The 18,823-nt window shown below is 70.6% G+C and carries 17 protein-coding genes and 1 pseudogene; 12 read left to right on the top strand and 6 right to left on the bottom strand.

The features are described 5' to 3' along the window. Positions 1–79 precede the first annotated feature (79 nt). Both GCN81_RS13780 and GCN81_RS13775 read left to right on the top strand, forming a co-directional pair. Positions 80–1,198 carry an NAD(P)H-dependent flavin oxidoreductase gene (locus GCN81_RS13780; RefSeq protein WP_156724866.1) on the top strand — a complete coding sequence of 373 codons (1,119 nt, stop codon included), beginning with the start codon at positions 80–82 and terminating at the stop codon, positions 1,196–1,198. Between the two features lie 21 nt (positions 1,199–1,219). Next, the gene (locus tag GCN81_RS13775) at positions 1,220–2,776 is read left to right on the top strand and encodes an acyl-CoA synthetase (protein WP_156724865.1); all 1,557 of its coding nucleotides are present in this window, start codon (positions 1,220–1,222) and stop codon (positions 2,774–2,776) included. Positions 2,777–2,787: 11 nt separating this feature from the next. On the opposite strand, the gene GCN81_RS13770 is transcribed toward GCN81_RS13775, so the two are convergent. Beyond that, positions 2,788–3,645 (bottom strand): alpha/beta fold hydrolase, encoded by an 858-nt coding sequence (locus tag GCN81_RS13770; protein ID WP_156724864.1) that lies wholly within the window; start codon positions 3,643–3,645, stop codon positions 2,788–2,790. Between the two features lie 153 nt (positions 3,646–3,798). Between GCN81_RS13770 and GCN81_RS13765 the strand changes: the two genes are divergently transcribed. Further along, on the top strand, positions 3,799–5,295 hold the full coding sequence (locus tag GCN81_RS13765; RefSeq protein ID WP_156724863.1) for an acyl-CoA synthetase: 1,497 nt from the start codon (positions 3,799–3,801) through the stop codon (positions 5,293–5,295). 33 nt (positions 5,296–5,328) lie between these two features. Then, positions 5,329–6,027, top strand: coding sequence for a 2-phosphosulfolactate phosphatase (locus GCN81_RS13760; protein WP_156724862.1), 699 nt, complete (start codon positions 5,329–5,331; stop codon positions 6,025–6,027). Positions 6,028–6,055: 28 nt separating this feature from the next. On the opposite strand, the gene GCN81_RS13755 is transcribed toward GCN81_RS13760, so the two are convergent. The 3 genes from GCN81_RS13755 to GCN81_RS13745 all read right to left on the bottom strand — a co-directional run bounded on the left by GCN81_RS13755 (position 6,056) and on the right by GCN81_RS13745 (position 8,798). Further along, positions 6,056–7,276 (bottom strand): cation:proton antiporter, encoded by a 1,221-nt coding sequence (locus GCN81_RS13755; protein WP_156724861.1) that lies wholly within the window; start codon positions 7,274–7,276, stop codon positions 6,056–6,058. Positions 7,277–7,280: 4 nt separating this feature from the next. Further along, positions 7,281–7,766: a cation:proton antiporter regulatory subunit gene (locus GCN81_RS13750; protein WP_156724860.1), complete on the bottom strand. Its 486-nt coding sequence runs from the start codon at positions 7,764–7,766 to the stop codon at positions 7,281–7,283. A gap of 210 nt (positions 7,767–7,976) precedes the next feature. Further along, positions 7,977–8,798 (bottom strand): SAM-dependent methyltransferase, encoded by an 822-nt coding sequence (locus GCN81_RS13745; RefSeq protein WP_231626703.1) that lies wholly within the window; start codon positions 8,796–8,798, stop codon positions 7,977–7,979. 109 nt (positions 8,799–8,907) lie between these two features. Here GCN81_RS13745 and GCN81_RS13740 point away from each other — a divergent pair, with 109 nt between their 5' ends. Both GCN81_RS13740 and GCN81_RS13735 read left to right on the top strand, forming a co-directional pair. Continuing rightward, positions 8,908–9,378: an NUDIX hydrolase gene (locus GCN81_RS13740; protein ID WP_156724858.1), complete on the top strand. Its 471-nt coding sequence runs from the start codon at positions 8,908–8,910 to the stop codon at positions 9,376–9,378. Positions 9,379–9,437: 59 nt separating this feature from the next. Then, positions 9,438–10,370, top strand: a complete 933-nt coding sequence (locus GCN81_RS13735) for a peptidoglycan recognition protein family protein (protein WP_231626702.1) — start codon at positions 9,438–9,440, stop codon at positions 10,368–10,370. Here GCN81_RS13735 and paaK read toward each other — a convergent pair. Next, on the bottom strand, positions 10,361–11,659 hold the full coding sequence (gene paaK, locus GCN81_RS13730; RefSeq protein ID WP_156724856.1) for a phenylacetate--CoA ligase PaaK: 1,299 nt from the start codon (positions 11,657–11,659) through the stop codon (positions 10,361–10,363). The genes GCN81_RS13735 and paaK overlap by 10 nt on opposite strands. A gap of 200 nt (positions 11,660–11,859) precedes the next feature. Between paaK and GCN81_RS13725 the strand changes: the two are divergent. Then, positions 11,860–12,525 (top strand): annotated as a pseudogene (locus tag GCN81_RS13725) (alpha/beta fold hydrolase); the annotation flags it as partial. Positions 12,526–12,538: 13 nt separating this feature from the next. Here GCN81_RS13725 and GCN81_RS13720 read toward each other — a convergent pair. Continuing rightward, entirely contained in the window at positions 12,539–14,191 is a 1,653-nt protein-coding gene (locus GCN81_RS13720; protein WP_156724854.1) for an acyl-CoA synthetase, read from the bottom strand. Positions 14,192–14,356: 165 nt separating this feature from the next. On the opposite strand from GCN81_RS13720, the gene GCN81_RS13715 reads away from it, so the two are divergent. From GCN81_RS13715 to GCN81_RS13695, 5 genes are all read left to right on the top strand, one after another. Next, a complete protein-coding gene (locus GCN81_RS13715) occupies positions 14,357–15,157 on the top strand; it encodes a crotonase/enoyl-CoA hydratase family protein (RefSeq protein WP_156724853.1) in 801 nt (266 codons plus the stop codon). Between the two features lie 70 nt (positions 15,158–15,227). After that, positions 15,228–16,172, top strand: a complete 945-nt coding sequence (locus GCN81_RS13710) for a Zn-ribbon domain-containing OB-fold protein (RefSeq protein WP_156724852.1) — start codon at positions 15,228–15,230, stop codon at positions 16,170–16,172. Next, positions 16,173–17,243 carry a thiolase domain-containing protein gene (locus tag GCN81_RS13705; RefSeq protein ID WP_156724851.1) on the top strand — a complete coding sequence of 357 codons (1,071 nt, stop codon included), beginning with the start codon at positions 16,173–16,175 and terminating at the stop codon, positions 17,241–17,243. A 50-nt stretch (positions 17,244–17,293) separates the two neighbouring features. Then, complete coding sequence (locus GCN81_RS13700; protein WP_156724850.1) at positions 17,294–18,460, top strand: thiolase domain-containing protein; 1,167 nt, start codon at positions 17,294–17,296, stop codon at positions 18,458–18,460. 98 nt (positions 18,461–18,558) lie between these two features. Then, a complete protein-coding gene (locus GCN81_RS13695; protein WP_156724849.1) occupies positions 18,559–18,801 on the top strand; it encodes a DUF397 domain-containing protein in 243 nt (80 codons plus the stop codon). Positions 18,802–18,823 lie beyond the last annotated feature (22 nt).

Genomic DNA, 18,823 nt, shown 5'->3' with positions numbered 1-18,823 from the left:
ACAGCGCCGATCTCCCATGATCTGACACTCCATCAGAAAATCTCTTCCCTCGGCGCCGCCGCTGCGGCATCCTGCGCACATGCAGACGGAGCTGAGCAAGCAACTGGGAGTCGAGCACGCCATCTTCGGCTTCACGCCGTTCCCCGCCGTGGCGGCCGCGATCACGCGGGCCGGTGGCTTCGGCGTGCTCGGCGCGGTCCGTTACACGGCGCCCGACGACCTCAAGCGCGACCTCGACTGGATGCAGGACCACACCGAGGGCAAGCCCTACGGACTCGATGTCGTGATGCCCGCCAAGAAGGTGGAGGCCCCGGGGAGCCAGACACTGACCGAGGCGGACGTGGAGGCGATGATCCCCCCGGCGCACCGCGAGTTCGTCCGGGACACCCTGGCCAAACACGCCGTCCCGGAGCTCGCCGACGGTGAGGCCTCGGGCTGGCGTATCACCGGCTGGATGGAGCAGGTCGCCCGCGGCCAACTCGACGTCGCCTTCGACTACCCGATCAAACTCCTCGCCAACGCCCTCGGTTCACCACCCGCCGACGTCATCGACCGCGCCCACCGCCACCACATCCTGGTCGCCGCCCTGGCCGGAAGCGCCCGGCACGCGCGCAAACACGCGGACGCGGGCATCGACATCGTGGTCGCCCAGGGCTACGAGGCGGGCGGCCATACCGGCGAGATCGCCTCCATGGTGCTCACCCCGGAGGCCGTCGAGGCCGTCGCCCCGCTGCCCGTGCTCGCGGCGGGCGGCATCGGCAGCGGCGAGCAGATAGCCGCCGCCCTCGCCCTCGGCGCACAGGGCGTCTGGCTCGGCTCACTGTGGCTGACCTGCGCCGAGGCCGAACTCCACTCCCGCAAGCTGACCGAGAAGCTGCTCGCCGCGGGCTCAGGCGACACCGTGCGCTCCCGGGCCCTGACCGGAAAACCCGCACGTCAGCTGCGTACCCAATGGACCGACGCCTGGGACGATCCCCAAGGGCCCGGCCCCCTGCCCATGCCGCTCCAGGGCCTGCTCGTCGCCGAAGCCGTGTCCCGCATCCAGAAGTACGAAGTCGAACCGCTGCTCGGTACACCGGTCGGCCAGATCGTCGGCCGGATGAACTCCGAGCGCAGCGTGCGGCAGGTCTTCGACGACCTCACCCGCGGCTTCGAGCGTGCCATCGACCGCGTCAACCGCATCGCCGGACGCGCCTGAGGAGAGGGAGAGGAGAGCACCATGCCGACCACCACAGCACCCAACGGCTTCTGGGCACAGGCCACCGCCGACCCAGAGCGTACGATCCTGCTCGCCCCCGACGGCACCCGGTGGACCGCGGGGGAGCTCCACGCGGACGTCAACCGGTTGGTGCGCGGACTGCGCGCCGCGGGCCTGGAGCGCGGCGACGCCTTCGCCGTCGTCCTGCCCAACGGTGTCGAGTTCATCAGCGCCTATCTCGCCGCGGCCCAGGCAGGGCTCTACCTGGTCCCGGTCAACCACCACCTGGTCGGCCCGGAGATCGCCTGGATCGTGTCCGACTCCGGCGCCAAGGTCCTCATCGCCCATGAACGGTTCGCCGACGCGGCGACCGCGGCCGCCGACGAGGCGAAGCTGCCCGCCAGCCACCGGTACACGGTCGGCACGGCCCAGGGCTTCCGCCCGTACGCCGAACTCCTGGACGGGCACCAGGACTCGGTCCCCGAGGGCCGCACACTCGGCTGGGTCATGAACTACACCTCGGGCACCACGGGACGCCCACGCGGCATCCGCCGCCCCCTGCCGGGCAAGCTCCCCGAGGAGACGTACCTCGGCGGCTTCCTCGGCATCTTCGGCATCAAGCCGTACGACGACAACGTCCACCTGGTGTGCTCGCCGCTCTACCACACCGCGGTGCTCCAGTTCGCGGCCGCGTCCCTGCACATCGGCCATCCGCTGATCCTCATGGACAAGTGGACGCCTCAGGAGATGCTCCGCCTCATCGACGCGCACCACTGCACCCACACGCACATGGTCCCGACCCAGTTCCACCGCCTGCTCGCCCTGCCCGAAGCCGTCCGCACCGCGTACGACGTCTCCTCCCTGCGGCACGCCATCCACGGCGCCGCGCCCTGCCCCGACCACGTCAAACGCGCCATGATCGACTGGTGGGGTACCTGCGTCGAGGAGTACTACGCGGCCAGCGAGGGCGGCGGGGCCTTCGCCACCGCCGAGGACTGGCTGAAGAAGCCAGGGACCGTCGGAAAGGCCTGGCCGATCAGCGAACTCGCCATCTTCGACGACGACGGCAACCGACTGCCACCCGGCGAACTCGGCACCGTCTACATGAAGATGACCACCGGCGGATTCCGCTACCACCAGGACCAGGCCAAGACCGAGAAGAACCGCATCGGCGACTTCTTCACCGTCGGAGACCTCGGCCTCCTTGACGAAGACGGCTACCTGTACCTCCGCGACCGCAAGATCGACATGATCATCTCGGGCGGGGTCAACATCTACCCGGCCGAAATCGAGTCCGAACTGCTCACCCACCCCGCGGTCGCCGACGCCGCGGCCTTCGGCATCCCCCACGCCGACTGGGGCGAGGAGGTGAAGGCGGTCGTCGAACCCGCCGACGGCCACCCGGCGGGGGACGCCCTCGCCGCCGACATCCTGGCCCACTGCGAGCGCCGTCTCGCGGGCTACAAGCGGCCCAGGAGCGTCGACTTCATCGAGACGATGCCCCGCGACCCCAACGGCAAGCTCTACAAACGGCGGCTACGCGAACCGTACTGGGAAGGCCACTCACGGCAGGTGTGAGTCCCTAGCTCCTAGCTCCTGTCGGGCCGTTCTTCGAGGAACGCCGTGACCGTCCGCGTGAACGAGTCGGGGTCGTCGAGCCACGGAAAGTGTCCGGCGCCCGGCTGGACGGCCAGTTCGGCGCCCGGGAGCAGCTCCGCGATCCGCGCGGCGACCCGGGGGAGCGGGCCACTGTCCAATTCCCCCGCGTAGACGAGCACCCGGCCCTCCCACGCGGCCAAGGCGGCGCGGGCCGTGGCCGGGTCGAAGGCGCCAGGAGACGCGTAGCGTTCCGCGGCCTCGTCGCTGGTCTGCGTCACCTCGGAGGAGGCGTGCGCCTGGGCGGCCGCGTCCCAGCGGCCGTAGAAGAACGGGGCCGCGGTGTCGAAGTCCGCGTCCGTGGCGGAGCCGTCCCAGATCCTGCCGTACGCATCGCGCGCGCCCTCGAACCACGGCTCGGCGGTACGCAGCGCCGCCACCTCCCGGCGATGCTCCGCGCTGAAGTCGACGCCCAGCGCGCGAGCGCGCGCGGTGACCAGGGTGAGCGTGCGGACCCGCCGAGGGTGCCGGGCCGCGTACAGCAGGGCGAGATCGCCGCCCGCCGAGTGCGCGAGCAGATCGACGCGGTCCAGGCCGAGGTGCGCCCGCAGCGCCTCGACATCGGCGACCTGCCGGTCACAGCGGTAACTCGCTGGATCGGCCGGGACGCTGGAGTCCCCGGTGCCCCGCAGGTCGAGCAGCACCAGCCGACGCCACTTCGCCAGCCCACCCAGATCGCCCAGGTACGCGGAGGCGCGCATGGGGCCGCCGGGCAGACAGAGCAGGGGTGGGCCCTCACCCACGACGTGGTAGGCGAGTACGGTCCCGTCGGCTGCGGTACAGGTAGGCATGCGCGCCATCTTGCTGATCATCCCGAGCACGCGGCAACCCGGGGTGCGAGAGGGCAGGGTGCGGGCCACCGGACAGCGGCAGCCCTTCCGGGCGGGTTCCCCGCGCACGCACACGACTTGACCCACGTCCGGCGCACGGCACAGGATCACGCCATGACGGGTGTACGCAGCAACACGGTCGACGCCATGCTCCGCCGCAGCGCCCGGCGTACTCCGGACCGCACCGCGGTCCGCTACGCCGACCGCGCCTGGACCTACGCCGAACTCGACGCGGCGGTCTCCCGCGCCGCCACGGTGCTGCGCCAGGCGGGCCCTGAGCCCGGCGACCGGGTCGCCGCGTACGGGTACAACTCCGACGCGTACCTGATCGGCTTCCTCGGCTGCTCCCGGGCGGGCCTGGTGCACGTCCCGGTCAACCACCAACTGACCGGCGACGACCTCGCGTACATCGTCCGGCAGTCCGGCTGCGCGCTGGTCCTCACCGACCCGGACTTGGCCGAGCGCCTCCCCGCAGGACCACCCGCGCTGGCCCTGCGCGACGCGGACGACTCGCTCCTCACCCGGCTCGCGGCCAGCGCACCGTACGACGGTCCGGCGCCGCGGGACGAGGACCTCGCCCAGTTGCTCTACACCTCGGGGACGACCGCGCTGCCGAAGGGCGCGATGATGACGCACCGGGCGCTCGTCCATGAGTACGTCAGCGCGATCCACGCCCTGGACCTGGAGGACACCGACCGGCCGATCCACTCGCTGCCGCTGTATCACTCGGCCCAGCTGCATGTATTCCTGCTGCCCTACCTGGCGGTCGGCGCCGAGAACACGATCCTGGACGCACCGGACGCCGCCGCGATCTTCGACCTCGTCGAGGCGGGTCACGACAGCCTGTTCGCGCCGCCCACGGTGTGGATCGGCCTGTCCCAGCACGACGACTTCGCCACCCGCGACCTGAGCGCGCTGCGCAAGGCGTACTACGGCGCGTCGATCATGCCGGTCCCGGTGCTGGAACGGCTGCGCGCCCGGTTGCCCGGACTCGGCTTCTACAACTGCTTTGGCCAGAGCGAGATCGGCCCGCTGGCCACCGTGCTGGGGCCCGACGAGCACGACGGCCGCCTCGCGTCCTGCGGGCGGCCCGTGCTGTTCGTCGAGGCCCGGGTCGTCGACGAGAGCGGCAAGGACGTGCCGGACGGCACACCCGGCGAGGTCGTCTACCGTTCGCCGCAACTGTGCGAGGGCTACTGGGACAAGCCGCAGGAGACGGCGGAGGCCTTCCGCGGTGACTGGTTCCGCTCAGGCGACCTCGCCGTACGCGACGCAGAGGGATACCTCACCGTCGTCGACCGAGTGAAGGACGTGATCAACTCCGGGGGAGTGCTGGTCGCCTCACGCCAGGTCGAGGACGCGCTGTACACCCACCCCCAGGTCGCCGAAGCCGCCGTGATCGGCTTGCCGGACGACCGCTGGATCGAGGCGGTCACCGCCGTGGTCGTCCCGCGCGGCCAGCTCACCGAGACCGAACTCATCACCCACGCACGCGAGCACCTGGCCCCGTTCAAGGCCCCCAAGCGCGTCCTGTTCGTGTCCGAACTCCCGCGCAACGCCAGCGGAAAGATCCTCAAGCGCACGTTGCGCGACCGCTTCACGGAGGCCTAGGGCCTCCTGCCGAGCATGGGCGATCATGACCGTATGGACACTCGATTCCCTGGCATCGCCGAACTGGTCGATACCGGTACCCCCTCAGTCGCGGTCGTCGTCGACGTCATGCGTGCCTTCACGGTGGCTGCCTGGGCCTTTGGCCAGGGAGCGGAGAAGATCGTTCTCGCTGAGTCGCTGGATGAAGCCCTGGCGCTCAAGGAGCGGCACCCGGGGTGGGTGGCGCTCAAGGACGGTCCGCCCGCGCCCGGGTTCGACACCGTCAACTCGCCTGGAATGCTGCGGTCGATGGACCTCGGCGGCCGGACCGTCGTGCAGAAGACCACGGCGGGCACCGTCGGCGCCCTCGCGGTCAAGGAGGCGTCGTTGGTGCTGTGCGCCAGCTTCGTGGTGGCGGAGGCAACGGCTCGGCTCTTGCGGGCACGCGAGTGTGACAGCGTCACGTTCGTGGTCACTGGCGAGGAGGGGCACGCCGACGAGGATCTGGCGTGCGCCCAGTACATCGCCCGCAGGGCCACCGAGGCCGGGACGGACGCGGCCGAGTACCTCCGCCGGGCCGCCGATTCACGCGCCGCCGCCGAACTGGCCGAGGGCGTACGACAGGGAGTCCATCCCGATGACGTCGCCCTCTGCCTTGAGCTCGACCGGTTCCCCTTCGCCATGGTGGCGACGTGGGACGACTCGCTGATGGTCCTCCGTCCGTACGCCATCCGTACGCCGAGCCTTCGCTGACCGGCACGGCACGCAGGGTCAGACGCCCCTAACGCGTCGCGGTCGTGGGATCGCCCGGCAGTGGCACCTGGGTGTCCGGCGGGGTCGGCCCGCGGCGCCGTCGGCTGAGGGCGGTGGCCAGGGGCTCGGCGTAGCGGGCGGTGAGGGGGCCGATGATCACCAGTATCAGGACGTACGCGGTCGCCAGCGGCCCAAGCGACGGTTCGATGCCCGCCGTGACCGCGAGGCCCGCGATGACGATCGAGAACTCGCCGCGGGCGACCAGCGCACCACCAGCGCGCCACCGGCCCTTGACCGAGATCCCGGCGCGCCGGGCCGCCCAGTAGCCGGTGGCGATCTTCGTACCCGCGGTCACGACGGCCAGTGCCAGGGCGGGCAGCAGTACGGGCGGGATGCTGGCCGGATCGGTGTGCAGCCCGAAGAAGACGAAGAACACCGCGGCGAACAGGTCCCGCAGCGGGCTCAGCAGCGTATGGGCTCCCTCGGCGACCTCACCGGACAGGGCGATCCCGACGAGGAACGCGCCGACCGCGGCGGAGACCTGGAGCTGCTGGGCCACCCCGGCGACCAGCAGGGTCAGGCCGAGCACCACCAGGAGCAGCTTCTCCGGGTCGTCGCTGGAGACGAACCGGGAGATGATCCGCCCGTAGCGGAGCGCGAGGAACAGCACCAGACCGGCGGCGCCCAGGGCGACCGCCAGCGTGACGCTGCCCGCAGCGAGGGTCGCCCCGGCCAGCAGCGTGGTGATGATGGGCAGATACGCGGCCATCGCCAGGTCTTCCAGGACCAGGATGCTCAGGATCACCGGCGTCTCCCGGTTACCGAGCCGCCCCAGGTCCCCGAGCACCTTCGCGATGACCCCGGAGGACGAGATCCAGGTGACCCCGGCCAGGACGACGGCGGCCACCGGGCCCCAGCCGAGCAGCAGCGCCATCGCGGCCCCCGGCAGCGCGTTCAGCGTGGCGTCGACCAGTCCCGCCGGGTAGTGGGTCTTGAGGTTGGTGACCAGGTCGCTCGCCGTGTACTCCAGGCCCAGCATCAACAGCAGGAGTACGACACCGATCTCGGCGCCGATCTGGACGAACTCCTCGCTGGTGGCCAGCGGCAGCAGCCCGCCCTCGCCGAAGGCGAGACCGGCCAGCAGGTACAGCGGGATGGGCGAGAGCCGGAACCGCGCCGCGAACCGGCCGAGCAGGCCAAGACCCAGGATGATCGCGCCGAACTCGATGAGGAACGTCGCCGAGTGCACAGGCCTACTCCCGTCCGAGGATGTCCGCGGCCGCCTCCGCGCCCTCCCGGGTACCGATCACGATCAGGGTGTCGCCGCCCGCCAGCCGGAAGTCCGGGCCGGGAGACGGGATCGCCTCGGCGCGGCGCAGCACGGCCACCACGGACACACCCGTCTCGGTACGCATCCGGGTGTCGCCCAGGACGCGCCCGTTCCAGTACGAGGTGCCCGCCAGCTCGACGCGTTCGGCGACCAGGCCGAGGTCGGTGGTGTGCAGCAGGTTCGGGCTGTGGTGCGCGGGCATCAGCGCGTCGATCAGCGCTTCCGACTCACCCGCCGTCAGCCGCAGCGACAGCGCGCAGGCGTCCGGGTCGTCCTCGCGGTAGGCGTTGAGGATGCGGCCACCTTCCCGCTCCGCGATCACGGAGAGGTTGCGGTGTTCACGGGTGGTGAGGTCGTAGCGGACGCCGATCCCCGGCAGCGGTGTCCGGCTCAGACGTGAAGCGGGCACGACGGGTCCCCTGTCTCGCGGCGGTTGTGTCTGGCAGTGCGGAGCACCGGCGAGGCCTGCCCGCAGGGTGTGTCCTGACCGGCGCCCCGGTGGCGTACGCCCTCACTCTATCGGGCCATGATCCCCGCTGGCCCGCCGCGCCGCGACGGACACACGGCGGCAGCACCCCGGCCCGCGGGCGGACAGGCGGAAGGCGCAGGGCGTCAAGCGTCAGGCCTTGCGGCCCACGCCTCCGTAGGCGTCGACGGCCGCGGGACCTTCGGCCGGGCCGCCGGGCGCGGGGCGCCATCGCGTGACCGGGGTGATCCCGGGCTCGGCCAGCTCCAAGCCGTCGAAGAGCCCGGCGATCTCCTCGACACTCCGTACGTAGTACGGCACCGCTCCACTGGCGTTGTACGCCTCCGACGCGGCGACCATGCCCGCGCTGGTGGCGGTGCTGTCACTGATCACCAGATAGCTGCCAGGCGCCAGACCGGCCATCAGCCGCGCCACCAGATCCCGGGCACGCTCGTACTCGGCGACATGGCCCAGGGTGTTCAGGATCATCAGCGCGACCGGCTGTGAGAGGTCCAGCGTGTCACCGGCGGCTCGCAGGATGGCGTCCGGGTCGTACAGATCGGCGTCGAGGTAGGCCGTCTCGCCCTCGGGTGTGCTGGTCAGCAGGGCGCGGGCGTGGGTCAGCACCAGCGGGTCGTTGTCGACGTAGACGATCCGGGAGTCCGGTGCCACCCGCTGGGCCACCTGATGGGTGTTGTCCGCGGTCGGCAGCCCGGTGCCGATGTCCAGGAACTGCCGTACGCCCCGCTCCCCGGCCAGGTACTGGACCGCGCGCCCCAGGAAGTGCCGACTGGTGAGCGCGACATCGACCAGACCAGGGAAGATCTGCTTGATCTGGTCGCCCGTCTCGCGGTCCACCTCGTAGTGGTCCTTGCCGCCCACGAAGTAGTTCCAAAAGCGCGCGGAGTGCGGCTTGCTGGTGTCGATCCGCGCGCGTATCGTCGCGGCCTCACTACGGGGATCACGGTCGGACACGGGAACCTCCTGGTAAACGTCGCTCAGGCGTGCGCCTACCAACCTAGCCGCAGCCAGCGCGAAAGGATCAGTCATCCGAGAACAGCCCGCACCCCAGCAGCCGGTCATCGTGGACGACGGAGTCGACCTTCCGATTCCCGAGCACGGCCAGACGTGGGCCGTCGGCGCGGTCATCCTCAACCCGCGCGGCGAGGCCTTCGCGCAGCGACGCGCCCCGGACCGGCGGCTGTTCCCCGACACCTGGGACATCGTGGGCGGCCATGTCGAGCCCGGCGAGACCCTCCTGGACGCGCTCGCGCGGGAGGTCACGGAGGAGACGGGGTGGCACCTCACCCGGGTACGGCGGTTCCTTGGAGTCGTCACCTGGACGGGAGACGACGGCGGAGGCGTACGGCGCGAGGCCGACTACCTCGTCGAGGTGTGCGGGGACCTTGACGCCCCCGCCCTGGAGTGGTCCAAGCACACCGCGTACGACTGGTTCGGCCCCCGCGACCTGGACCGCCTCAAGGAGAACCGCGCGCCGGGCGAGTTCCTGATCCACGACCTGCTGCGCGAGGTTGTGCGAGAACTGCCCTCCTGAGGTGGGCCATCCGGCTTGGCATGGGTACAACAACCTCAACGCACCAAGCGGATTCGCTCATGGCTGGAGGACCGATGGCCACTCCGCTCACCGCCGCCAGACTACTCGGAGCCCTCAGAGCCGAGGGCGTACGCGCCGTGGAGCGCTCGGGCTGGCGGACGCACCACCGTAACCACAAAGGCCCCTGGGGCGGCGTGAACGGCGTGGCGATCCACCACACCGCGGGCACGAACAGTCTGGAGTTCGTGTGGCGGGGGACGGCGGCGCTGCCGGGCCCGCTGTGCCACACCCACCTGGCCAAGAACGGCACCGCGACGATGATCAGCGCGGGCCGTGCCAACCACTTCGGCAGGATGGCCCGCAACGCGTACAGCGCGATGGTGAACGAGTCGCCACACCACCCGCGCCCCGACGGGGCGGAACCCATCGACGGCAACCGGCACACCTACGGCATCGAGATCGAGAACCTCGGCGACGGCCGCGACCCCTATCCCGCCGTGCAGTACGACCAGGCCGTCCGCTGGGCCGCGGCCATCTGCCGCGCGCACGGCTGGAACCAGCATTCGGTGATCGGCCACAAGGAAGGCACCCGCCGCAAGATCGACCCCAGCTTCGACATGAACGCGTTCCGCGGCAAGGTCGCCGAACGCCTGAGACACCCAGCCCACTGGAACCCGGAGGACGACGCCATGCCCCTGTCCCAGGAAGACATCGAGAAGGTCGCCCAGCGAGTCTGGGAGAAGGACCACTTCATCAGAGTCCCTTGGGGCACCGAGGCCAACCCGGAGTGGATGGCCAAGTCCATCATCGTCGACACCGGCACCCGGCTACGCGACCTGCAGGAGCAGGTGACCGCCCTGCGCGCGGCCGTCTGCGAGCTCACCGCGGCTCTGGCCGCCGACCACCCGGGTACGGAGGCGTCCGCGGCCGCCGGTGGGCGCGTCATCACCACACTCGACCAGCCCGCCACCCGCACCGAACCTCAACCCTGACCGTCCACGTTCCGCTCATCGACGATCCGCTGGATCTTGCCGACGGACCGCTCCAGCACGCCGGGGTCGAGGATCTCCACCCCGACCGACACCCCGACCCCGTCCTTCACCGCCGCGGCGATCTCCCGACCCGCCGCGGCCCGTTCCTCCGGCCCCGTTCCCGGCCGCGCCTCGGCCCGTACGGTCAACTCGTCCAGCCGCCCCTCGCGGGTGAGCCGCAGCTGGAAGTGCGGTGCCACGCCCGGCGTACGCAGCACGATCTCCTCGATCTGGGTGGGGAAGAGGTTCACCCCGCGCAGGATGATCATGTCGTCGCAGCGCCCGGTGACCTTCTCCATCCGCCGGAACACCCGGGCCGTGCCCGGCAGCAGCCGGGTCAGATCACGGGTCCGGTACCGGATGACGGGCATCGCCTCCTTGGTGAGCGAGGTGAACACCAGCTCACCGCGCTCGCCATCCGGCAGCACCTGGCCGGTGACCGGATCGACGACCTCCGGATAGAAGTGGTCCTCCCACACATGCAGCCCGTCCTTGGTCTCCACACACTCCTGCGCTACACCGGGGCCGATCACCTCCGACAGCCCGTAGATGTCGACCGCGTCGATCGCGCACCGCTCCTCGATCTCCCGGCGCATCCGCTCGGTCCATGGCTCCGCGCCAAACAGACCCACCCGCAGCGACGTCGTGCGCGGATCGACGCCCTGCCGCTCGAACTCGTCCAGCAGGGTGAGCAGATACGAGGGCGTCACCATGATCACCTCGGGCTGGAAGTCCTGGATCAGCCGCACTTGGCGTGCCGTCATCCCACCGGACGCGGGAACGACGGTGCAGCCGAGCCGCTCCACGCCGTAGTGCGCGCCAAGACCGCCGGTGAACAGTCCATAGCCGTACGCCACATGGACCAGCTGGCCGGGCCGTACGCCCGCCGCACGCAGTGAGCGGGCCACCACGTCGGCCCACGTGTCCAGGTCCCGCGCGGTGTAGCCGACCACCGTGGGGCGTCCCGTCGTGCCGCTGGAGGCGTGGATACGGCGCACCTGGTCCCGTGGCACGGCGAGCATCCCGAACGGGTAGGTGTCGCGGAGATCGGCCTTGGTGGTGAACGGGAAGCGGGCCAGGTCGGCCAGGGAGCGGCAGTCCTCAGGCCGCAGCCCGGCTTTGTCGAAGGACTCCCGGTAGAACGGCACGTTGTCGTAGGCGTGCCGCAAGGTGGCGCGCAGCCGCTCCAGTTGGAGCGCCGCGAGCTCCTCGCGGTCGAGCCGTTCCGCCGCGTCCAGCATGGGTTCCATGGGAACTCTCCCGTTCCGGCCGTACGCGCGTCGAACGACCGATCATTCGGTTGAGGTGCTGGAGCCAGTAATCCAGGGCCCGCGCGAGGGCGTCAAGACGTGAGGTATCGACGGACCTTCGCGCGCTGAGCGAACGCCGTTGTCCGCACCCGGGCGCGGCTGTGATGATCGCCCGCATGCCGACATTCAGCACGTACGACGGGACCGAACTCGCCTACCGTGTCTGGGGGCGGGAGTCCGCGCCCCCGGTGGTGCTGGTGCACGGCCGCTGCGGCAGCGGCCAGGACTGGGCGGACATCGCCGAAGCCCTTGCCGCCGATCACCGCGTCTACGCGCTCGACCTGAGCGGGCACGGTCTGAGTGACTGGCCGGGCGACTACTCGTTCGAGGGCTACCGGGACGAGCTGGCAGGCTTTCTGCGGGAGCTCGGGCTTCAGGGGGCGGCGGTGATCGGCCACTCCATGGGGGGCGTCGCCGCCTGCCTGCTGGCCCAGTCGGAGCCCGCGCTGATCGGGCGGCTCGTCCTGGAGGAGGCTCCCCTCCTGCCACCGCTCGACCCGCCACGCCCGCCCGCCGAACGCCCGGATGAGCCGCTCGGCGGTCTCGGCTTCGACTGGCTGGTGGTGCCGTCGATCGACGCGCAGCTCAACGCTCCCGATCCGGCCTGGCGCGAGCGCCTGGCGGACCTCACGACACCGACGCTGGTTGTCGCCGGGGGCCCGAGCAGCCCGTTCGATCAGGCCGAACTGGCCCGGACGGCCCAGCGCGTCCCGGGCGCCCGTTGCGTCACCATCGACGCGGGGCACCTGGTGCACCAGACCCGGCCCGCCGCATTCCTGGCAGCCCTGAAGGAGTTCGGCATCTGAGCGCAAGCCGAGCTCAGTCGGCGCCCGCCGCGCCCGCCGCCCCCGCCGCCCCCGCCGCATCCGCGGCGACCGAGCGTGCCCAGCGGTAGTCGGCCTTGCCGCTGGGGGAGCGCTGGATGGTGTCCGTGAGGACCAGTTGGCGGGGGATCTTGTACCCCGCGAGTCGGGTGCGGCAGTGCGTCTGGAGTGTGTCGAGCGAGGGTTCGGGGGCGCCCGGGCGCAGTTGCACCACGGCTGCCACATGGTTGCCCCAGGTGGCGTCCGGGACGCCCGCCACCAGGGCGTCGTACACATCGGGGTGAGCCTTGAGCGCCTGCTCGACCTCTTCCGGATAGACCTTCTCACCACCGGTGTTGATGCACTGAGAGCCGCGGCCGAGCACCGTCACGATGCCCTCCTCGTCGACCGTCGCCATGTCGCCGAGCAGCACCCAGCGCTCGCCGTCCCGCTGGAAGAAGGTCTCCGCGGTTTTGGCCGGGTCGTTGTAGTAGCCGAGCGGGACGTGCCCTCGCTGGGCGATGCGGCCGGGCTCGCCCACCGGTACGGGCTCATGGGTGACCGGGTCGACCACCTGCGTACGGTCGTTGACCAGCAGTCTGAAGCCCTTCTCCGGGCCCGAGTCGTCGGTCGCGCGGCCGTTGGAGCCGGACTCGGACGACCCGAAGTTGTTCAGCAGCAGGACGTTCGGCGCCAGCGCCTGGAACTGGTCGCGCACCGTGTCCGACATGATCGCCCCGGAGGAGGAGAGGCTGAACAGCGAGGACAGGTCGGTGCCCTTGAGCGGGCCGTGCAGCGCGTCGACGAGCGGCCTGAGCATCGCGTCACCGACCAGCGACACGCTGGAGACCTTCTCCTTCTCGATGGTGCGCAGGACTTCCTCCGGCACGTACTTGCGGTGGATGACGATCCGCTGGCCGTAGTTGAAGGCAACGAACGAGGTCAGCGTCGAGGTGCCGTGCATCAGCGGGGGAGTGGGGAAGAACGTGAGTCCGGCGCCGCCCGCCGCGACACGCTCGGCCAGCTCCTCAGGGCGCTTCACTGGCTCGCCTGACGGCTCACCGCCGAACAGGCCCGCGAAAAACAGGTCCTCCTGGCGCCACATCACGCCCTTGGGCATTCCGGTGGTGCCGCCGGTGTAGATGATGAACAGATCGTCCGCGGACCGCGGCCCGAACCCCCGTTCAGGCGACCCCGACGCCTCGGCGTCGGCGAAGGCCGTGAGGGAGATCCCGGGCGTGCCCTCGGGCGGCGTACCGACCCGTATCAGATGCCGCAGCTTCTCCGTCTGCGGCAGGGCGGCGGCGACCCGCTCCGTGAACTCCGCGTCGAAGACGAGAGCCACCAGATCGGCGTCCCGGTAGAGGTAGACCAGCTCCTCTTCCACATAGCGGTAGTTGACGTTCACCGGCACGATCCGCGCCTTCAGGCAGGCCAGCACGGTCTGGAGGTACTCGATCCCGTTGTAGAGGTGCAGCCCCAGGTGCTCGCCCGGCCTGATCCCGCTGTCGATCAGGTGATGGGCGAGCCGGTTGGCCGCCGCGTCCAGCTCGCGATAGGTGAGGCGGCGCTCGGCGCCGGTGCCCGGATGGTCGACGTACACCAGGGCCTCACGGTCAGGGACCACATCGACGACCGACTCGAACAGGTCGGCAAGGTTGTACTCCACCGCTCCTCCTGACGCCACCGGCTGCCTGCCTGGCGGTCATTAGAGCGCCGCCCGACGGAACTGGGAAGGGGCCCCGCGAAGAAAACTGACTGACTGTCAGAAAACTATTGAACTGGACCTCCGCCTACTGCAACCTGTTCTAGGTCGTGAGACAGGAGGACGGCAATGGGTGGGACGGAACACCTGACCGTGCGGCGCGAAGGCGCCACACTGGTACTCACTTTGAACCGGCCGGAGGCGAAGAACGCCCTCTCGTTGCCGCTGCTGGTAGGGCTGTACGACGGCTGGCTGGAGGCCGACGAGGACGACGCGATCCGCTCGATCGTGCTCACCGGCGCGGGCGGTGACTTCTGCGCGGGCATGGACCTCAAGGCACTCGCGGGCCAGGGCATGGCGGGCGAGAGCTACCGAGACCGCCTCAAGGCCGACCCGGACCTGCACTGGAAGGCGATGCTCCGCCACCACCGCCCGCGCAAACCGGTGATCGCGGCGGTCGAGGGCTACTGCGTCGCGGGCGGCACCGAGATCCTCCAGGGCACCGATATCCGCGTCGCGGGCACCTCCGCCACCTTCGGCCTCTTCGAGGTCAAACGCGGCCTGTTCCCGATCGGCGGCTCCACCGTCCGCCTCCAGCGCCAGATCCCGCGCACCCACGCCCTGGAGATGCTCCTCACCGGCCGCCCCTACACGGCCGACGAGGCCGCCGCCATCGGCCTGATCGGCCACGTCGTCCCCGACGGCACCGCCCTGGACAAGGCCCTCGCCATCGCCGAACAGATCAACGCCTGCGGCCCCCTCGCCGTCGAAGCGGTCAAGGCGTCGGTGTACGAAAGCGCCGAGCTGACCGAGACCGACGGCCTCAAGGCCGAACTCGAACGCGGCTGGCCGATCTTCGCCACTGACGACGCCAAGGAAGGCGCCAAGGCGTTCGCCGAGAAGCGTCCGCCCGTCTACCGGCGCTCCTGACATCAGGCACCCCAGGCACCCCAGGCACCCCAGGCACCTCAGGCGCCCCAGGCCCCAAGGAGAACGAACCGTGCCCGAAGTTCTGAAAGCCCCCCTGGTCGTCGAGTTCCCCTTCACCCGCTCGCTCGGCCCGGTGCAGAGCGCCTTCCTCACCGGCCTACGCGAACGCACCCTGCTGGGCGTCAAAACCACCGACGGCCGGGTGCTCGTACCGCCCGTCGAATACGACCCTGTCACCGCCGACGAGATACGCGACCTCGTCGAGGTCGGCGCCACCGGCACCGTCACCACCTGGGCCTGGAACCCCGAACCCCGCCGAGGCCAGCCCCTGGCCACCCCCTTCGCCTGGGTCCTCGTACGGCTCGACGGCGCCGACACCGCACTGCTGCACGCCCTGGACGCGCCAAGTCCCGACGCCGTACGCACCGGCCTGCGGGTCCGCGTCCGCTGGGCCCCCGAACGCACCGGCGCCATCACCGACATCGCGTGCTTCGAACCGTACGAGGGACCGGACAGCGGCGAGGCCCGCGACCACAGCGGCGACTTCGCCAATGCTGTCACCGGCATCATCGCCCCCGCCCGCCTCGACTACACCTACTCCCCAGGCCGGGCCCAGTCCGCCTACCTGCACGCCCTGTCCGAGAACAAGACCATCGGTGAACGCTGCCCCTCCTGCCGCAAGGTGTACGTCCCGCCCCGCGGCGCCTGCCCCACCTGCGGCGTCGCCACCGACGAGCGGGTCGAGGTCGGCCCGCGCGGCACCGTCACCACGTACTGCGTCGTCAACATCAAAGCGAAGAACCTCGACATCGAAGTGCCCTACGTGTACGCGCACATCGCCCTGGACGGCGCCGACCTCGCCCTGCACGGACGCATCGGCGGCATTCCCTACGACCAGGTGCGCATGGGCCTGCGGGTGGAACCCGTCTGGACGGAAGGCGGCCGTTACCCCGACCACTACCGGCCCACCGGCGAACCCGACGCCGACTACGACGTGTACAAGGAGCTGCTCTAGATGAGGTCACCTGGCGACTTCACCGATGTGGCCGTCGTCGCGTTCGCGCAGAGCGACCACCAGCGCACCACCGACGAGCTCTCGGAGGTCGAGATGCTGATGCCGGTGCTGCACGACGTACAGCGGCAGACCGGCCTGAAGGCCGGTGACATCGGGTTCACCTGCTCGGGATCGTCCGACTATCTCGCGGGCCGCGCCTTCTCCTTCACCATGGCACTCGACGGCGTCGGCGCCTGGCCGCCGATCTCCGAGTCCCATGTGGAGATGGACGGCGCCTGGGCCCTGTACGAGGCCTGGGTGAAGATCCTCACCGGCGAAGTGGACACCGCGCTCGTCTACGCCTACGGGAAGTCCTCGCCGGGCTCCGTACGGGATGTCCTCACCCGCCAGTTGGACCCGTACTACGTCGCTCCGCTGTGGCCCGACGCGGTGGCGCTCGCGGCACTCCAGGCACAGGCGCTGATCGACGCGGGCGACACCGACGAGCGGGCTCTCGCCCGGGTCGCCACCCGCAGCCGCACCGCCGCCGAGAGCAACCCGCACGCCCAACTGCCCGGCGCGCGCCCCCAGGGCGACTACCTGGTGCGGCCGCTCCGTAAGGGCGACTGCCCGCCCGTCGGGGACGGCGCCGCCGCGGTGATCCTCGCGGCCGGTGACCGGGCCCGCGAGCTGCGCGAGCGTCCCGCCTGGATTCGGGGCATGGACCACCGGATCGAGGCCCACAGCCTCGGCGTACGTGACCTCACCGACTCACCATCGACCCGCCTGGCGGCCGAACGCGCCGGAGCGTTCGAACGCCCCGTCGACACCGCCGAACTGCACGCCCCCTTCACCTCCCAGGAGGTCGTCCTCCGCAAAGCCCTGCGGCTGGACAGCGACAGCACGGTAGACGTCAACCCGTCCGGCGGGGCGCTGGCCGCCAACCCCGTGATGGCCACGGGCCTGATCCGGATCGGCGAGGCCGCGGCCCGTATCCACCGGGGCACCTCCGAGCGGGCCTTGGCCCACGCGACCTCGGGGCCGTGCCTGCAACAGAACCTGGTCGCCGTACTCGAGGGGGACCAGCGATGAAGGGACATCACCGATGAGCAGGGAACATCAGCGATGAGAGGGGATCAGCGATGAGCAGGGAACCGGTCGCCGTCACCGGCATCGGCCAGACCAAGCACGTCTCCGCTCGCCGCGACGTCTCCCTCGCGGGCCTGGTCCGCGAGGCGGCCAGCCGCGCCCTCGACGACGCCGAGCTGACCTGGGCGGACATCGACGCCGTCGTCATCGGCAAGGCCCCCGACTTCTTCGAGGGCGTGATGATGCCGGAGCTGTACCTCGCCGACGCCCTCGGCGCCGTCGGCAAACCCCTGTTGCGCGTCCACACGGCGGGCTCGGTCGGCGGCTCCACCGCGCTCGTCGCGGCCAATCTGGTGGCCGCCCGCGTCCACTCCACCGTGCTCACCCTCGCCTTCGAGAAACAGTCCGAATCCAACGCCATGTGGGGCCTGTCCCTGCCCATCCCCTTCCAGCAACCGCTCCTCGCGGGCGCGGGCGGCTTCTTCGCCCCGCACATCCGCGCCTACATGCGCCGCACCGGAGCCCCCGACACCATCGGCTCCCTGGTCGCGTACAAGGACCGCCGCAACGCCCTGAAGAACCCCTACGCGCATCTGCACGAGAAGGACATCACCCTCGAGAAGGTCCAGGCGTCCCCGATGCTGTGGGACCCCGTCCGCTACTCGGAGACCTGCCCGTCATCCGACGGCGCCTGCGCGATGATCCTCACCGACCGTGCGGGCGCCACCCGTTCACCGCGCCCGCCCGCCTGGATGCACGGCGGCGCGATGCGCAGCGAACCGACCCTCTTCGCGGGCAAGGACTTCGTCTCACCGCAGGCCGGGAAGGACTGCGCGGCCGACGTGTACCGGCAAGCGGGAATCACCGACCCGCGGCGCCAGATCGACGCCGTCGAGATGTACGTACCGTTCTCCTGGTACGAGCCGATGTGGCTGGAGAACCTGGGCTTCGCCGCCGAAGGCGAAGGCTGGAAGCTCACCGAGTCCGGCGTCACCGAGCTCGACGGCGACCTGCCCGTGAACCCTTCGGGCGGCGTGCTCTCCACCAACCCCATCGGCGCCTCCGGCATGATCCGCTTCGCCGAGGCCGCGCTCCAGGTGCGCGGACAGGCGGGAGCGCACCAGGTGCGGGGCGCACGGACCGCTCTCGGTCACGCGTACGGCGGCGGGGCGCAGTTCTTCTCGATGTGGCTGGTCGGCGCCGAGCCGCCCACGACATGACCGGCGCCGCCCGGCCGCGCCGGGGCACGCCGGGGCCTGTTGGGCATCGGCGGCGATCGCTAGTCTGGCCACGGACGACGAACCGGGAGGAGCAGGACGTGGCCGAGAGCACCACCACCCAGCAGCCGCCTACGGGCTGGGACAAGCCCGAGCTGGACCTCAGCAACGCGAACTGGCAGTCCAGCAGTCAGGGACACGGCGATGTGCAGATCGCTTTCGTGGAAGGCTTTATCGCGATGCGTAACGGCGGCAGCCCCCAGAAACCGTCCCTGATCTTCACCCCCGCCGAGTGGCGCGCCTTCGTCCTGGGCGCGCGGGACGGTGAGTTCGACCTGACGTGACCTGACCCGGACGGGCCGGACC

The organism is Streptomyces apocyni, from assembly GCF_009739465.1.
Lineage (GTDB): Bacteria > Actinomycetota > Actinomycetes > Streptomycetales > Streptomycetaceae > Streptomyces > Streptomyces apocyni.
This window is presented reverse-complemented; position numbering and strand designations above follow the sequence as displayed.

What these genes read in the sequence shown, in the direction of transcription:
- GCN81_RS13700 (WP_156724850.1), top strand. Translation starts at nt 17,294, where the DNA reads ATGAGCAGGGAACCGGTCGCCGTCACCGGCATCGGCCAGACCAAGCAC.
- GCN81_RS13760 (WP_156724862.1), top strand. Translation starts at nt 5,329, where the DNA reads ATGGACACTCGATTCCCTGGCATCGCCGAACTGGTCGATACCGGTACC.
- GCN81_RS13770 (WP_156724864.1), bottom strand. Translation starts at nt 3,645, where the DNA reads ATGCCTACCTGTACCGCAGCCGACGGGACCGTACTCGCCTACCACGTC.
- GCN81_RS13705 (WP_156724851.1), top strand. Translation starts at nt 16,173, where the DNA reads ATGAGGTCACCTGGCGACTTCACCGATGTGGCCGTCGTCGCGTTCGCG.
- GCN81_RS13780 (WP_156724866.1), top strand. Translation starts at nt 80, where the DNA reads ATGCAGACGGAGCTGAGCAAGCAACTGGGAGTCGAGCACGCCATCTTC.
- GCN81_RS13765 (WP_156724863.1), top strand. Translation starts at nt 3,799, where the DNA reads ATGACGGGTGTACGCAGCAACACGGTCGACGCCATGCTCCGCCGCAGC.
- GCN81_RS13715 (WP_156724853.1), top strand. Translation starts at nt 14,357, where the DNA reads ATGGGTGGGACGGAACACCTGACCGTGCGGCGCGAAGGCGCCACACTG.
- GCN81_RS13735 (WP_231626702.1), top strand. Translation starts at nt 9,438, where the DNA reads ATGGCTGGAGGACCGATGGCCACTCCGCTCACCGCCGCCAGACTACTC.
- GCN81_RS13775 (WP_156724865.1), top strand. Translation starts at nt 1,220, where the DNA reads ATGCCGACCACCACAGCACCCAACGGCTTCTGGGCACAGGCCACCGCC.
- paaK (WP_156724856.1), bottom strand. Translation starts at nt 11,659, where the DNA reads ATGGAACCCATGCTGGACGCGGCGGAACGGCTCGACCGCGAGGAGCTC.